This is a genomic window from Burkholderia sp. PR2 (assembly GCF_052372875.1).
GTDB classification, from domain to species: domain Bacteria; phylum Pseudomonadota; class Gammaproteobacteria; order Burkholderiales; family Burkholderiaceae; genus Burkholderia; species Burkholderia diffusa.
This window is the reverse complement of sequence record NZ_JBQRWH010000004.1, coordinates 3,239,263-3,253,488: the sequence shown is the minus strand read 5'-3', so window position 1 is coordinate 3,253,488 and position 14,226 is coordinate 3,239,263. Positions and strand designations below refer to the sequence as shown.

Annotated in this window: 13 protein-coding genes; 6 read left to right on the top strand and 7 right to left on the bottom strand. The window is 70.4% G+C overall.

The window, feature by feature from the left end; genetic code table 11:
* Positions 1 to 42 precede the first annotated feature (42 nt).
* The gene (locus tag ACT2FV_RS32250) at positions 43 to 1,485 is read right to left on the bottom strand and encodes a coniferyl aldehyde dehydrogenase (RefSeq protein WP_444505409.1); all 1,443 of its coding nucleotides are present in this window, start codon (positions 1,483 to 1,485) and stop codon (positions 43 to 45) included.
* Positions 1,486 to 2,205: 720 nt separating this feature from the next.
* Between ACT2FV_RS32250 and ACT2FV_RS32245 the strand changes: the two genes are divergently transcribed.
* On the top strand, positions 2,206 to 3,849 hold the full coding sequence (locus tag ACT2FV_RS32245; protein WP_124626995.1) for a GMC family oxidoreductase: 1,644 nt from the start codon (positions 2,206 to 2,208) through the stop codon (positions 3,847 to 3,849).
* A gap of 33 nt (positions 3,850 to 3,882) precedes the next feature.
* Here the strand turns inward: ACT2FV_RS32245 and ACT2FV_RS32240 are convergent, their stop codons facing one another.
* The 6 genes from ACT2FV_RS32240 to fliF are packed head-to-tail and all read right to left on the bottom strand — an operon-like array spanning position 3,883 to position 10,723.
* Positions 3,883 to 5,241 (bottom strand): flagellar hook-length control protein FliK, encoded by a 1,359-nt coding sequence (locus tag ACT2FV_RS32240; RefSeq protein WP_444505408.1) that lies wholly within the window; start codon positions 5,239 to 5,241, stop codon positions 3,883 to 3,885.
* 31 nt (positions 5,242 to 5,272) lie between these two features.
* Complete coding sequence (gene fliJ, locus ACT2FV_RS32235) at positions 5,273 to 5,731, bottom strand: flagellar export protein FliJ (protein WP_059607431.1); 459 nt, start codon at positions 5,729 to 5,731, stop codon at positions 5,273 to 5,275.
* 5 nt (positions 5,732 to 5,736) lie between these two features.
* Complete coding sequence (gene fliI, locus ACT2FV_RS32230; protein WP_444505407.1) at positions 5,737 to 7,305, bottom strand: flagellar protein export ATPase FliI; 1,569 nt, start codon at positions 7,303 to 7,305, stop codon at positions 5,737 to 5,739.
* A complete protein-coding gene (gene fliH, locus ACT2FV_RS32225; protein WP_059607427.1) occupies positions 7,299 to 7,982 on the bottom strand; it encodes a flagellar assembly protein FliH in 684 nt (227 codons plus the stop codon). The genes fliI and fliH overlap by 7 nt, the downstream gene beginning before the upstream one ends.
* The gene (gene fliG / locus ACT2FV_RS32220; RefSeq protein ID WP_124626987.1) at positions 7,975 to 8,970 is read right to left on the bottom strand and encodes a flagellar motor switch protein FliG; all 996 of its coding nucleotides are present in this window, start codon (positions 8,968 to 8,970) and stop codon (positions 7,975 to 7,977) included. The genes fliH and fliG overlap by 8 nt, the downstream gene beginning before the upstream one ends.
* On the bottom strand, positions 8,960 to 10,723 hold the full coding sequence (gene fliF / locus ACT2FV_RS32215) for a flagellar basal-body MS-ring/collar protein FliF (RefSeq protein WP_174909420.1): 1,764 nt from the start codon (positions 10,721 to 10,723) through the stop codon (positions 8,960 to 8,962). The genes fliG and fliF overlap by 11 nt, the downstream gene beginning before the upstream one ends.
* 250 nt (positions 10,724 to 10,973) lie before the next feature.
* On the opposite strand from fliF, the gene fliE reads away from it, so the two are divergent.
* The 5 genes from fliE (at position 10,974) to ACT2FV_RS32190 (ending at position 14,038) form a co-directional block, all read left to right on the top strand.
* Complete coding sequence (gene fliE, locus ACT2FV_RS32210; RefSeq protein ID WP_059448462.1) at positions 10,974 to 11,318, top strand: flagellar hook-basal body complex protein FliE; 345 nt, start codon at positions 10,974 to 10,976, stop codon at positions 11,316 to 11,318.
* Positions 11,319 to 11,526: 208 nt separating this feature from the next.
* On the top strand, positions 11,527 to 11,961 hold the full coding sequence (gene fliS / locus ACT2FV_RS32205; protein WP_059535013.1) for a flagellar export chaperone FliS: 435 nt from the start codon (positions 11,527 to 11,529) through the stop codon (positions 11,959 to 11,961).
* On the top strand, positions 11,958 to 12,290 hold the full coding sequence (locus ACT2FV_RS32200; RefSeq protein ID WP_059607422.1) for a flagellar protein FliT: 333 nt from the start codon (positions 11,958 to 11,960) through the stop codon (positions 12,288 to 12,290). The genes fliS and ACT2FV_RS32200 overlap by 4 nt, the downstream gene beginning before the upstream one ends.
* 75 nt (positions 12,291 to 12,365) lie before the next feature.
* Positions 12,366 to 13,721, top strand: a complete 1,356-nt coding sequence (gene fliK, locus ACT2FV_RS32195) for a flagellar hook-length control protein FliK (protein ID WP_444505406.1) — start codon at positions 12,366 to 12,368, stop codon at positions 13,719 to 13,721.
* Positions 13,718 to 14,038 carry an EscU/YscU/HrcU family type III secretion system export apparatus switch protein gene (locus ACT2FV_RS32190; protein WP_124626981.1) on the top strand — a complete coding sequence of 107 codons (321 nt, stop codon included), beginning with the start codon at positions 13,718 to 13,720 and terminating at the stop codon, positions 14,036 to 14,038. The genes fliK and ACT2FV_RS32190 overlap by 4 nt, the downstream gene beginning before the upstream one ends.
* The last annotated feature ends 188 nt before the right edge of the window (positions 14,039 to 14,226 follow it).

Here is a 14,226-nt window from a genome sequence, read left to right as displayed (position 1 = left end):
TTTTCGGGTGGGCCGACGCGCGTGGCTCGCGGCCCGCGCCGCTCAGAACTTCAACATCATCTTGATCACCGCGGCGAAGCGCTTGCCATAGGGCGGTGCGATCAGCCCGCGGGTATTCAGGCGTGCCTGCGTGAGCACGGGCTTCATCTTCGAGAACGTCACGAAGCCGTCGTAGCCGTGATACGCGCCCATCCCGCTCGCGCCGACGCCGCCGAACGGCAAACTGCCGCACGCGATGTGCAGCAACGCATCGTTGACCGTCACGCCGCCGGAGATCGTTTCGCGCATCACGCGGTCGATCGTGCCCCCATCCTCATCGAACAGGTACAGCGCGAGCGGCCGCGGGCGCGCGTTCACGTACGCGATCGCCTCGTCGAGCCGCTCGTACGGCACGAGCGGGAGCAGCGGCCCGAAGATTTCCTCCTGCATCAGCTGCGACGCGGCCGGCACGTGCGTGACCGCACACGGCACGAAGCGGCGCGACGCGGGGTCGGACGGCGCATCCGACAGCGGATGCAGTTGCGCGCCGGCGGCCTGCGCGTCGGTCGCGAGCTGTTGCAGCCGGGCGTAATGGCGCGGCGACACGATCGTCGTGTAGTCGCCGTTGGTCGACAGGTCCGGATACAGCTTCGCGAAGCGCTCCCGTGCGCGCTCGATGAACGCGGCTTCCATCCCGCGCGGTAGCAGCACGTAGTCGGGCGCGATGCAGGTCTGGCCCGCGTTCAACGTCTTGCCGCCGATGATCGCATCGACAGCCGCGTCGAAGCGCGCATTCGGCCCGACGATCGCCGGCGACTTGCCGCCGAGCTCGAGCGTGACGGGGGTGAGATTGTCGGCCGCGGCGCGCATCACGTGGCGGCCGACGTGCGTCGAGCCGGTGAACAGCAGGTGATCGAACGGCAGTGCGGTGAACGCGGCGCCGATCTCCGCATCGCCGTTCACGACCGCGACATGGTCGCGCGAGAAGGTCTTCGCGATCAGCTGTTCGAACAGCGCCGACGTGCGCGGCGTTAGTTCGGACATCTTGACGATCGCGCGGTTGCCGGCGGCGAGTGCGCAGATCAGCGGCCCGGCCGCGAGCAGGACCGGATAGTTCCACGGCACGACGATGCCGACCACGCCGAGCGGCTGCGGCAGCACCTTCGCGCGCGCCGGCCGTAGCCACTTGTTCATCGGCTTGCGGATCGGCTTCATCCAGCGCTTGCCGTGCTTGAGCGCGTCGTCGATCTCTTCCTTCGCCATCCAGATTTCCGACAGCAGCACTTCCTGCTTCGCGCGATGCCCGAAGTCGGCGCTGATCGCATCGGCGAGCGCATCCGCGTGATCGATCAGCATCGTGCGCAGCGCGCGCAGGTGCTGCGCGCGGGTGTCCCACTCCGGGTATGGCGCGCGCAGGTAGGCCGCGCGCTGGTCGCGCAGCAGCGACGTCAAGGCATCGACCGACGGCTGCGCTTGCGGGGCCAGTTCGGGCAAATCGTTCTTCATTTCGTCTCCTCCAGTTGGGCATGGCACGTCGGCCAGCAGTCAGGCCGCACGTACCCGCTCGGCGAGCGTGGCGGGGCGGGGCAGGATGGCGCGCGTCGCACGGCAGGGTGCCGGATGCGATGCACGGTCGAAAACAGGGTGCAGCGTGCGGCAAGCGTCGCATCCGCGCGACGGTGTTCGTGTCCGAAAACGGGATTGCGCGGTCCGCGCGTACGGCCGGACGCGATGTCCGGCCGGTGTGCGATGGCGCGCGGCGGGTACTTGCCGGCGCACCGAAGCAGGGCAGCGCGGTGCGCGCGGCGACGCGCGCACCGGCAGGTCGTGCCGCGCGTGCGACGAGCCGTCCAAACGGTCGGCGATACGTGGCGTCGTTCGATTTCGACCGGCCGCGCGCACGGCGTTGCACGTCACCGTCCGGGCATCCGTTTGAAATGAAATGCGGGCCGCGCACGGTGCGTCCGGACAACCCGGTCGGCACGCGGCCTGCAGAGCGTCGCGCTGCATCGTCGTCTCCCCAGTTTCGCGACGGCGCGGCTTCTGGCGGCCGGTGCATCGCGTCGCATCAATCGATACATCTTAAATTTAGTTCACGCGGGCGTTTAGAGGAATCGCTCTTGAATCGGCGTGCCGCGCGCGCGGCGGCCATTCCTACAATGCCCGAACATTACAAGCGGGAGCCGGCCGCGCCGGGCGCCGTTCATGACACGAAGGAGACGTGACATGCAATACGACTACATCATCGTAGGCGGAGGGTCGGGCGGCTCGAGCCTCGCCAGCCGCCTTGCCGACGCATGCCCCGACGCGACGATCGCGTTGATCGAGGCCGGCTCGCACACGGAGCGCAACCTGCTCGTCAACATGCCGGTGGGAATCGCGGCGCTCGTGCCGTTCAAGCTCGGCACGAACTACGGTTACGAGACGGTGCCGCAGCCGGGCCTCGGCGGCCGCCGCGGATATCAGCCGCGCGGGCGCGGAATGGGCGGCTCGAGCGCGATCAACGCGATGATCTACACGCGTGGCCACCCGGGCGACTACGATGAATGGGCGCAACTCGGCGCGACGGGCTGGGGCTGGCAGGACGTGCTGCCGTATTTCCGCCGCGCGGAAGGCAACGCGCGCGGTGCCGATGCATGGCACGGCGCGGACGGCCCGCTGACGGTGTCCGATCTGCGCTTTCGCAATCCGTTTTCCGAACGATTCATCCAGGCGGCGCACGCGGCCGGCTATCCGCTCAACAACGACTTCAACGGCGCGACGCAGGAAGGCGTCGGCTTCTATCAGGTCACGCATCGCGACGGCTCGCGCTGCAGCGTCGCGCGCGCATACATTTACGGCCGCGAGCGGCCGAACCTGCACGTGATCACCGACGCGACGGTGCTGCGCGTTGGCTTCGACGGCAAGCGCGCGGTCGGGGTCGTGGTGTCGCGCGACGGACGCGTCGAGACGCTCGGTGCACGCGCGGAAGTGATCCTGTCGGCCGGCGCGTTCAATTCGCCGCAACTGCTGATGTGCTCGGGGATCGGTCCGGCGGAACAGCTGCGCCGGCACGGGATCGCCGTCGTGCAGGACGCGCCGGACGTCGGCACGAACCTGATCGACCATATCGATTTCATCATCAACACGCGCGTGAATTCGTCGGAGCTGGTCGGCGTCTGCCTGCGCGGGATCGCGAAGATGACGCCGGCGCTCGTGCGCTACTTCTCGAGCCGCACGGGGATGATGACGAGCAACGTCGCCGAGGCCGGCGGCTTCATCAAGAGCGACCCGTCGCTCGATCGTCCGGACCTGCAGCTGCATTTCTGCACGGCGCTCGTCGACGACCACAACCGCAAGATGCACTGGGGCTTCGGCTATTCGCTGCACGTGTGCGCGCTGCGCCCGTTCAGCCGCGGCACGGTCGCGCTCGCGAGCGGCGATGCGCGCGACGCACCGCTGATCGATCCGCGCTTCTTCAGCGATACGCGCGATCTCGACCTGCTCGTGCGCGGCGCGCAGGCGATGCGCCGGATCCTGTCGCAGGCGCCGCTCGCGTCGCAGGGCGGGCGCGAGCTCTACACGCGGGCGGACCAGAGCGAAGCCGAGCTGCGCGCGACGATCGTCGAGCATGCCGACACGATCTATCACCCGGTCGGCACCTGCCGGATGGGTTCGGATGCGCGCGCGGTCGTGGATCCGCAACTGCGCGTGCGGGGCGTCGAAGGGCTGCGGGTGGTGGATGCGTCGGTGATGCCGACGCTGATCGGCGGGAACACGAATGCGCCGTCGGTGATGATCGGCGAACGCGCGGCGGACTTCATCGTCGCGACACGCCGGGGCGGCGGCGTGCCGCGCAACGAGGCGGCCGCGGCGGCGCACGGCCGCTGAGCGGCGCGCACCGGCACACGACCGACGCGATGCTCAGGCGAACGTATCGACGAGGCCCGTGCGGCTCACGGTCGCGCCGGCCGCTGCGGATTGCACGGCGTCGACCGGTGCGTCGACGGCTGACGACCCGGCGCGCGCGCGCGGCGACGGCCGGCCGCCGGCGAAGCTTTGCTGCGGGTTCTGCTGCTGCGACGCGAAGCCGCCATCGCTGACGCTCGCGCTGCCCAGGCCGAGCCCGCCCGCTTCCATCGCTTCACGCAGTTTCGGCAGCGCGGCTTCCACCGCGTCGCGCACCTGCGCGTGCTGCGACACGAACAGCGCATGCGCGTGGTTGTCCGCGACGCGCAGCACGACCTGCAGCGGGCCCAGGTCCGGCGGGTTCAGCGTCAGCTCGGCGCTCTGCTGGTGCGCATTCGACAGGAACACGACTTTCTGGCTCAGCGCATCGGTCCAGTCGGCGGTGCCGACGTGCGGCGCCAGCACGTGTGCGTTGGCCGCGGCGATCGAGCTTGCGGCGGGCGATGCCTGGAGGTTCGCCTGTGCGGCTGCCGCAGCCGTTGCGGCGGCAGCGACCGTCGCGTCGGCGGCCGGGCTGGCGGTTTCCTCGGCGGCCGCGAATGCGTGCTGCGCGGCGGGCTGGGCCGTTGCGCCGGCCTGCAGCGCCGGTGCGCTGGCTTGCGTGGGCGCCTGCTGCGTCGCGAGCGCGCCTTTCGCGTCGGCGAGCGTGCGGTCGAAGGTCGGGACTTTCGGCGTCGGCGGCGTAGCGGCAGCCGAGGCGGACGTCGCCGCCGCGGGTGCTGCCGCCGTCGCAGCCGTGCCCGTCGCGGGCATCGCGATTGCGCCCGCGCCGCCGGTCAGCTTCGCGAGTGCCGCCTGCAGCGTGTCGCGACCCGACACCGGCACGGCAGGCTCGGCGGCCGCATCCTTGCTTGCGTGGTTCGTCAGCGCGGCCGTGGCGTCGGGCTGGCCGGACACGGCCGTCGTTTGCGCGGCGGTGGCAGCGGTATCGGCGCCGGCCGGCGCCGCGTCGTTCGCGCGCGTCTGCAGTTGCGCCTGCACGGCGGCTGCCGCGGCGAGCGCGGCAGCGTCCGGGTTGAGCGTCGCGATGGCGTCTTCGGTCGACTGGTCGTCGTCGTGGTCGGCGGACTTCGTGCCGGCGGCGGATGTCGACGACGCCTGTTTCGTCGAGACGTCCGGCTTGCCGGCGATTGCCGCGTCGTGCCGCGTGACGACGCTTTGCTTCAGCGTCTGCGCGAACGGCATGGCGGCAGGGCTGCTTGCGGCATCGTTGCCGGCGGACTTGGCGGAGGCGGACGAACCCGCATCGCGGATCGCCTTGAGTGCGGTGCCGGCGGTGTCGAGCAGCACGCCGAGCAGGGGCAGGGGAGGCATGACGATTCTCTCGTTCGAAAGCGGTGAGCGGTTACGCTGAACGGGCCGCATCGGCCCGCATGCGCAGGATCTTCGCGGCGTGTTCGTCGGCGTCGCGCTGTTCGCGCTTCGCCGTACGCTGCGCTTCCTGCGCGACGCCGCGCGCCTGCAGGATTTCGTATGAACCGACGGTGCGCTTCTTCTGTTGCCAGTTGGGGCGCGCCTCGTCGATGCGGACTTCGGCTGCGGCCAGCACGTTGCGTTGCTGCACGATCGCCGCGTCGAGCGTATCGATGAACGCCTGGAAGTTGCGCCAGTTGCCGGCCGGCATCCCGTGTTGCGCGGACTGCGCGAAGCGCGCGTGATACTCGTCGCGATAGCGCAGCAGCGCATCGAGCTGGTCGGCGGCCGCGGTGCGGTCGCGCTGCGCGGTGCCGAGCTGCTTCGCGGCCGTGTCGAGATCTTCCTGCGCGCGGTCGAGCAGGAGTTGAAGGGGAAAGCCGTGTGCCATCGGGGTCAGCCTCCGTGTACGTCGAACAGCGCATCGAGCGCGCCGAGGCTCGACGCGAACGGCGCGCATTCGCGAAAGCCCTGCTGCAGGAACGATTCGATGCGCGGGTAGAGCGCGATCGCGCGGTCGAGCTGCGCGTCGCGGCCGGGCGCATAGGCGCCGACCGCGATCAGGTCGCGATTGCGCTGGTAGCGCGACAGCATCTGCTTGAACTGCCGCACGCGGTCGAGATGCGTTTCGTCGATCAGCGCGGTCATCGCGCGGCTGATCGACGCCTCGATGTCGATCGCCGGATAGTGGCCGGCTTCGGCGAGCGCGCGCGACAGCACGATATGGCCGTCGAGGATCGCGCGCGCCGAATCGGCGATCGGGTCCTGCTGGTCGTCGCCTTCGGTCAGCACCGTGTAGAACGCGGTGATCGAGCCGCCGCCTTCGGGCCCGTTGCCGGTGCGCTCGACGAGCGCGGGCAGCTTCGCGAATACCGACGGCGGATAGCCCTTGGTCGCGGGCGGCTCGCCGATCGCAAGCGCGATCTCGCGCTGCGCCATCGCGTAACGCGTCAGCGAATCCATCAGCAGCAGCACGTGCTTGCCCTGGTCGCGGAAATACTCGGCGAGCGACGTCGCGTAGGCCGCGCCCTGCATCCGCAGCAGCGGCGACACGTCGGCCGGCGCTGCGACGACGACCGAGCGCGCGAGCCCGTCCTCGCCGAGGATCTGTTCGATGAACTCCTTCACTTCGCGGCCGCGTTCGCCGATCAGCCCGATCACGATCACTTCCGCGCTGGTGTAGCGCGCCATCGTGCCGAGCAGCACCGACTTGCCGACGCCGGAACCCGCGAACAGGCCCATCCGCTGCCCGCGGCCGACGGTGAGCAGCCCGTTGATCGCGCGCACGCCGACGTCGAGCACGTGATGGATCGGCTCTCGATCGAGCGGGTTGATCGACGGCGCCGACAGCGGTGCGTCGACCTTCGACGCGAGGGGGCCGAGGCCGTCGAGCGGGCGGCCCGACGCGTCGACCACGCGCCCGAGCATTTCCCAGCCGACCGGCAGCCGCTTCGCACCGGCGAGCGGATCGGCGACGGGCGCGCTTTCCCGCGGCCACACACGCGCACCGGGCAAGACGCCCGCGACGTCGGTGGTCGGCATCAGGAACAGGCGATCGCCGGCGAAGCCGACGACTTCCGCTTCCGCGTGCGGCAGCGTGCTGCCGGGCGGCAATTCGATCGTGCATTCGGCGCCGACCGACAGGCGCAGCCCGATCGCCTCGAGCACGAGGCCCGCGGCGCGCGTGAGGCGCCCGCACGGGCGCAGCGGCAGCGCGCGGTGGCTGCGGGCCGCGAGCCCGGTCAGGTGCGTGCGCCAGTGCGCGAGGTGCGGATTGTGCGGCGCGCGCGGCGCGCGCGGCGCATCGCCGGCGGTATCCGTCGCGGGCGCGTGCGTGCCGTGCGCGGCGCCATGCGACGCTTCGAGGCCGAACGACGCATCGGGGCCGAACGACGCGAGTGCGAGCTCGCGCTCGAGCGGTGTCATCCCGTCGTGCAGTACCGATTCGGGCGTGGGCGTCACCATGCGCTCACCTTGCCGATCGCGGCGGCGACGCGCTGCCAGCGGGTCGGCAGCGTCGCGTCGACCTCGCCGGTCGCGGCGTGCGCGCGGCAGCCGCCGCGCTCGATCGACGCGTCGGTGCGCACGTTCCAGCCGAGCGTATCGAGATCGTCCTGCAGATAGGCTTCGACGACGGGCAGGTCGGCCGGATTCACCACGAGATGCGGCGCGCCGGACAACGCCGGCTCGGCGGCGAGCACGTCGCGCACGGCCGCGACGAGCGCGGCCGGATCGTGCTTCACGTGCTGGCGCACGACCTGCTGCGCGATGTCGAGCGCGAGCTGCGCGAGCTCGGACGCGAGATCGTGCTCGACGCCCGACACGGCCTCGCGAAACGACGCGGCCAGCGCCGCAAGCTGCGCGGCCTGTTCGCGTGCTTCGGCCTGGCCGGCCTCGAAGCCTTGTTCGCGCCCCTGATCGAACCCGGCCTGGTAACCCAGTGCCTGGCCTTCGACGTGGCCGGCCGCATGGCCTTCGGCATGCGCGGCGTCGCGCACGCGCTGCAGCTCCTCGGCGAGCGCGGCGGCCGCCGCTGCCGCATCGTCGGGCGGCGGCGGGGGCGGCGGCGGATCGAACGACGCCATCTCCCACCGCTGGTATGCGGTGAGGGTGCCGGCGTGCTCGCGCGCGGAATCAGACATACGCGTCTTCCGCCTTGCCGCCGATCACGATCTGACCGCTCTCGGCGAGGTTGCGCACGATCTGCAGGATGCGGCGCTGCTGCGTCTCGACTTCGGACACGCGCACCGGGCCGCGCGCGTCGAGATCCTCGGCGAGCAGTTCGGCCGCGCGTTGCGACATGTTCGCGAGGAATTTCTGGCGCAGCGCGGGCGGCGCGCCCTTGAGCGCGATGATCAGCGTTTCCGACTCGACTTCCTTCAGCACCATCTGGATCGCGCGATCCTCGAGGTCGAGCAGGTTCTCGAACACGAACATCTGGTCGACGATCTTCTGCGCGAGGTCGGCGTCGTACTGACGCACGCTTTCGAGCACGCCTTCCTCATGATTGCTCGTCATGAAGTTCAGGATCTCGGCCGCGGTGCGGATGCCGCCCATCGGGCTGCGCTTCAGGTTGTCACTGCCGGACAGCAGGCCGGTGAGCACGTCGTCGAGCTCGCGCAGCGCGGCCGGCTGGATGCCGTCGAGCGTCGCGATCCGCAGCAGCACGTCGTTGCGCAGCCGCTCGGTGAAGCACGACGCGATCTCGGACGCCTGGTCGCGGTCGAGGTGCACGAGGATCGTCGCGATGATCTGCGGATGCTCGTTCTTGATCAGTTCCGCGACGGCGGCCGAGTCCATCCACTTCAGGCCCTCGATGCCGCTCGTGTCGCTGCCCTGCAGGATCCGGTCGATCAGCACGCCGGCCTTGTCCTCGCCGAGCGCCTTGGTCAGCACCGAGCGGATGTACTCGCTCGAATCGAGCGACAGCGCGGTGTGCTGCTCGGCTTCCTTCGCGAACTCGTGCAGCACCTCCTCGACCTGCTCGCGCGTGACGTTCTTCAGCGCGGCCATCGCGGCGCCGATCTTCTGCACCTCGCGCGGCGCGAGGAACTTGAATACTTCAGCGGCCTCTTCCTCGCCGATCGACATCAGCAGCAGCGCGCTCTTGGTCAGGCCTTCAGCGTTCATCGGACACCCAGTTCTTCACGACGGTGGCGACGATCTTCGGATCCTGGCGGGCGATCGTGCGCGCGTAGTCGAGGTTGCGTTCGTAGCGGTTCTTTTCGTTCTCGAAGCCGAGAAGCAGCGGATCGGGCTCGTCCGCCTGTTCCAGGGCGGGCAGGCCGTCGAGCGCGACCGGATCCTCCGGCGCCGCGAGTGCCGGTGCGGCCGGCTCGGGCGGCGGGAACGCGCGGCGCATCGCCGGGCGCACGAACATGAAATAGAGCGCCGCCGCAGCCGCCGCGATGCCGAGCCACTTCGCGGCTTCCTTCGCCATCGCGATCATGTCCGGCTGGCGCCACCACGGCAGGTCGGCGTACGGGTCAGTGGCGGTCGAGAACGCGCTGTTCACGACGTTGACCGAGTCGCCGCGCTTCTCGTCATAGCCCATCGCGTCCTTCACGAGCTGCTCGATCTGCGCGAGCTTCGCGGGCGGCAGCGGCTGCATCGTCACGTGGCCCTTCGCGTCGGCGACCGGCTGGTAGTTGACCACGACGGCGACCGACAACCGCTTCACGTTGCCCATCGGCTGCTCCACGTGGCGGATCGTCTTGTCGAGCTCGTAGTTGGTCGTCTGGTCCTTGCGGTCGCTGACGGGCGTCGACTGCGGCCCGTTCTGGCCGTTGCCGGCGACGATCGGCGCGGAGGCCGGCTGCGGCGGCGTGTTCGACAGCGCGCCCGGCACGCCCGATGCGCCGCCCTGCGCGAGTTCGGTCGCGCTGCTGGTCTGCTGGCTGCGGATCGCGGCCTGTTGCGGCGTGCCGTTCGGGCCGTAGCTTTCCGAGGTCTGCTCGAGCTTCGAGAAATCGATGTCCGCGCTGACCTGCGAGCGCGCGTTGCCGGTGCCGAAGATCGGCGCGAGGATCGCGTCGATGCGCTTTTGCGTGTTGTGCTCGACCTGCTGCACGTACTTGAGCTGGCTCGCGTCGAGGCCGGTGGCCGACGCGGTCTGCGTCAGCAGGTTGCCGTCCTGGTCGACGATCGTCACGTTCTTGGCCGGCATGTCGGGCACGCCGGACGACACCATCCGCGTGACCGCCTGCACCTGGCCCTCGTCGAGCACGCGGCCCGGGTAGAGATCGACGAACACCGATGCGCTCGGCGCTTCCTTGTCGCGCACGAACACCGACGGCTTCGGGATCGCCAGATGCACGCGCGCCGTCTTCACGGCGTTGATCGACTCGATCGTGCGTTGCAGCTCGCCTTCGAGCGCGCGCTGGTAGTTCACCTGCTCGGCGAACTGGCTGATGCCGAATTTCTGGCTGTCCATCAGCTCGAAGCCGACCGAGCCGCCCTTGGGCAGGCCCATCGCGGCGAGCTTCAGGCGCGTTTCGTGTACCTGGTTCGACGGCACGAGGATCGCGCCGCCGGCGTCGGCGAACTTGTAGGGAACGTTTGCCTGCTGGAGCGCGGTGATGATCGCGCCGCCGTCGCGGTCCGACAGGTTGCTGTACAGCACGCGATAGTCGGGCGCGCGGCTCCACAGCACGAGCGCGGTGATCGCGGCGATGGCGAGCGCGACGGCGATCACGAACGGCAGTTTCGGGTTGCCCTTCATCCGCGTGATGCCGGGGATGCGTTCCGCGAAGCCGCCGAACCCGAAGTCCGCGCCGGCGCCGCCTGCTCCCGGCAACGCGGCGGCCGCGGTGGCGCCTGGCACCGGGCTGGCGAGGCCCGTGCGGGCGTCGGGGTTGATCAGCGAGTTGGCCTGCGAATCCATGCGTGGAATTTCTCCGGAGCGGGACGACTGAGCCGCTCGGACGAGCGGACGGACAATGACACGATGCGATTATCGGGACCGGAGCGCGACTCCGATCGACTGAAAAGAGCGGGGTTTCCCCCGTACTTTCGCGGCTTTGGCGCGCGCCGCGCTGCTATCCTTTTTCGCGATCCGGCATGGTGCGCGTCGTGCGGCGCCGTCGGAGCGCCCGGTGCGTCCGGGTCTCTACTCTCATATGTCTGGGGACAGCATGGCTGCCAACGTCAGCGGAATCGGTTCGGTGTTGCAACAGATGCAGGCGATGGCCGCGCAGGCGAGCGGCGGGGTCGCGAGCCCGACGGCGGCGCTCGCCGGTTCGGGCGCGGCGACGGCCGGCACGTTCGCGAGCGCGATGAAGGCGTCGCTGGACAAGATCAGCGGCGACCAGAAGCACGCGCTCGGCGAGGCGCAGGCGTTCGAGGTCGGCGCGGCGAACGTGTCGCTGAACGACGTGATGGTCGACATGCAGAAGGCCAACATCGGTTTCCAGTTCGGGCTCCAGGTCCGCAACAAGCTCGTGAGCGCGTACAACGACATCATGCAGATGTCCGTGTGACGGGCCCGGCAACCCGGGTCGGCCAGCCGGCGACGGGCAGCCGCGGGCGGCCGACCGGCGACGCGCCCGGTGAGCGGCCTGCCGGTCCGGCCGGCGGCCCGTGCGCCTAAAGCTTTTCAATTCCCTTCCGATAACTCTGGAAGAAGGCCGCTTCATGCATTGCAGCGCGGCGGCCACCGCATAGCCAACGCAACACAAGGAGAAGCGCATGTTTTCCCCAGGACACGCTGGAGCCAGTGCATACGCGCGTGTCGGCGTCGAGACGGGGGTGATGGGCGCCTCCCCGCACCGGCTGATCGCGATGCTGTACCAGGGCGCGCGCCAGGCCATCGCGCTCGCGCGCATGCATCTGCAGCAGGGCAACGTGCCCGCACGCGGCGAAGCGATCGGCAAGGCGATCGGGATCGTCGAGAGCGGCCTGCAGGCGTCGCTGAACCGCGACGCGGGGGGCCAGATCGCCGGGCGCCTCGACGCGCTGTACACGTATATCGGCCGGCGCCTGCTGGAAGCCAACATGCACGCGAGCGACGCGATGCTGGTCGAGGTCGACGGGTTGCTCGCGACGCTCGAGGAAGCGTGGACGGGCATCGCTCCGGAAGTCGCGCGCATGGCCGCGCAACAGGCGGCGGGCGCGGCACGATGAATCTCAAGGCCGAATACTTCGCTCGCTACGAGGCGCTCGCGGCCGTTTCGGGCCGCATGCTGTCCGCGGCGCGCGGCGCGGAGTGGAGCGCGCTGCCGGAGTTGCAGGCCGAATTCCTGCGTCTCGTCGATGGGCTGAAGGAGGCCGATCCGGGCGTCGCGCTCGACCAGGCCGACCTCGGTCGCAAGCTCGGGCTGATCCGCCGCATCCTCGCCGACGACGCCGCGATCCGCGATCTCGCGAGCCCGGAAGTCGCCCGGCTGTCCGCGCTGTTCGAGGCGCGGCGCTCGACCCAGGTATTGACCGATCTCTACCGCGCTCGCGGGTAGTGCCCGTTTGCCGGGGCGGCGGTTGCCGCCTGCCCGGCTTCCCAACGATGTGGCTGAGGTGAGCAGGCTCCGATCATGACCGGTATCGACTCCGTTGCGGCCGCCCTGCTGGCGAGTCGCCTCGACAGCCTGCTGACCGGCTCCGTGACGGCGCCCGCTGGCGGCGGCGCGACCGCGCAGGTCGGCACGCCGGGCGCCGGCGCGTCGTCGCCGTCTTCGACAGGGGCTCCGCCGGCGGCACCACCGGCATCCGCGCAGACCGCGCTGTCCGAGGTCGCGCTCGTGCTCGACGCGATCTCGCGCTCGGGCGGCATCGCGACGCCCGTGATCGCCGGGCGCACGCCGCTGCTGGCCGATCCTGCCGTGTTGCTGAGCACGGCGGCGGCCGTGCCGCCGGACGGGCAGCCGGCCGCCGGTCCGGCTGCGTCCGCCGCCACGCTTTCCACTGCAACGCCTGCGTCTGACGTCGCGGCCGCGCGCGATGCGGCGGCCGCGCCGCCCGTCGCGGCGCTGCGTGCGGCGCTCGCGCAGGCCGTGAGCGAAAGCGGCCTCTTTTACGAATCCCATCTCGCGCAGTGGCTGGCCGGCCAGCGCCCGCTCGCCGCGCTGATGCGCGAACCGCAGGCGCGGCTCACGACCGCGCCGGTGCAGCCCGCCCCGGATGCCGCGCAGCAGGACGCACCCGACGTGCTCGACGAACTGCTCGCGCAGCGCCTGCCGCTACCGACGACGGCGCGAACGGCCACGCAGCCGGGCACGCCCGCGTCCGGCGGTGCGGTGCCGCGCGAGCTTGCACAGAACGCGGCTGCCGCCGCTCGGCAAGGTGCGGCGTCGGTCACGGCCGCGACGACCGACCCGCTCGGCGACCGCCCCGACACGCGCTGGACGCCTGCGCGCGCCGAACTGGGCGCCGCGTCGGCGGATCCGCAGGCGCAGGCACCGGCTCCCGTACATCCGGCCGCCGTGCCGATCGTCCGGCAGCAGCTCGATGCGCTCGCGACCGACCAGTTCCGCTGGGCGGGCGAGGCGTGGCCCGGGGCGCGCCTCGACTGGACGATCGAGCCCGACGATCCGGGTGGCCACGCGTCGCGCGGCGGCGACGATGCAGGGAGCGGGATCGCATGGCGCACGCGGCTGACGCTCACGTTACCGTCGCTCGGCACGGTCGACGCGGAGCTGGTGCTCAATGGCGCGCAACTCGTCGCGCGACTGCGCGCGAATTCGGCCGGCGCCGACCGGCTCACGCGGAACGAGGCCGCGCTGCGGCAGCGGTTCGAGGGATCGGGGCTGCAGCTCGGCGGACTGTCGATCCGTGCGGTCGGCGACGAACCGGACGGCTTCGACCCGCTCGTCGCGCAGGCGGCAGCCGCCGCGTATGCGCGCAGCGCGGCGGGCGGCACGCCGGGCGCCGACGACGAGGTGCCGCGATGAGCATGGCGTCCCGCAAGCGCGCGACCGCGCTCGTCTACGATCCGAAGGGGGGCGATACCGCGCCGCGCGTGGTTGCGAAGGGGTACGGCCTGCTCGCCGAGATGATCGTCGCTCGTGCGCGGGATGCCGGGCTGTACGTGCATACCGCGCCGGAGATGGTGTCGCTGCTGATGCAGGTCGATCTCGACGACCGGATTCCGCCGCAGCTTTACCAGGCCGTCGCGGATCTGCTGGCATGGCTGTACGCGCTCGATCGGACCGAGCCCGGGCCGGGCGACGTCGCCCCGCACTTTCCGCTACCGCCGCTGCGCCGCTGAGCGTTCGCCGGCCCGTTTTCCTTGCGAGATGTTGTCACAGTCTTTCACAATCATTTCGCCGGCATTTCCTTCTATTGACCTGGATTGGCGTGGAATCCGCGCGCTTCGTCGGTTATCGCCTGATATTCTTGTCGGCCGACGTTCGCCGTGGGATTGAGCGGGCGCGTCATTTGTGTAATGATATCCAT

Excerpts from the sequence above, each read along its gene's own strand:
- fliK (WP_444505406.1), top strand. The coding sequence starts at position 12,366 with ATGACCGGTATCGACTCCGTTGCGGCCGCCCTGCTGGCGAGTCGCCTC.
- ACT2FV_RS32190 (WP_124626981.1), top strand. The coding sequence starts at position 13,718 with ATGAGCATGGCGTCCCGCAAGCGCGCGACCGCGCTCGTCTACGATCCG.
- ACT2FV_RS32200 (WP_059607422.1), top strand. The coding sequence starts at position 11,958 with ATGAATCTCAAGGCCGAATACTTCGCTCGCTACGAGGCGCTCGCGGCC.
- fliH (WP_059607427.1), bottom strand. The coding sequence starts at position 7,982 with ATGTCTGATTCCGCGCGCGAGCACGCCGGCACCCTCACCGCATACCAG.
- fliJ (WP_059607431.1), bottom strand. The coding sequence starts at position 5,731 with ATGGCACACGGCTTTCCCCTTCAACTCCTGCTCGACCGCGCGCAGGAA.
- fliE (WP_059448462.1), top strand. The coding sequence starts at position 10,974 with ATGGCTGCCAACGTCAGCGGAATCGGTTCGGTGTTGCAACAGATGCAG.
- ACT2FV_RS32250 (WP_444505409.1), bottom strand. The coding sequence starts at position 1,485 with ATGAAGAACGATTTGCCCGAACTGGCCCCGCAAGCGCAGCCGTCGGTC.
- fliG (WP_124626987.1), bottom strand. The coding sequence starts at position 8,970 with ATGAACGCTGAAGGCCTGACCAAGAGCGCGCTGCTGCTGATGTCGATC.
- fliF (WP_174909420.1), bottom strand. The coding sequence starts at position 10,723 with ATGGATTCGCAGGCCAACTCGCTGATCAACCCCGACGCCCGCACGGGC.
- ACT2FV_RS32240 (WP_444505408.1), bottom strand. The coding sequence starts at position 5,241 with ATGCCTCCCCTGCCCCTGCTCGGCGTGCTGCTCGACACCGCCGGCACC.
- ACT2FV_RS32245 (WP_124626995.1), top strand. The coding sequence starts at position 2,206 with ATGCAATACGACTACATCATCGTAGGCGGAGGGTCGGGCGGCTCGAGC.
- fliI (WP_444505407.1), bottom strand. The coding sequence starts at position 7,305 with ATGGTGACGCCCACGCCCGAATCGGTACTGCACGACGGGATGACACCG.
- fliS (WP_059535013.1), top strand. The coding sequence starts at position 11,527 with ATGTTTTCCCCAGGACACGCTGGAGCCAGTGCATACGCGCGTGTCGGC.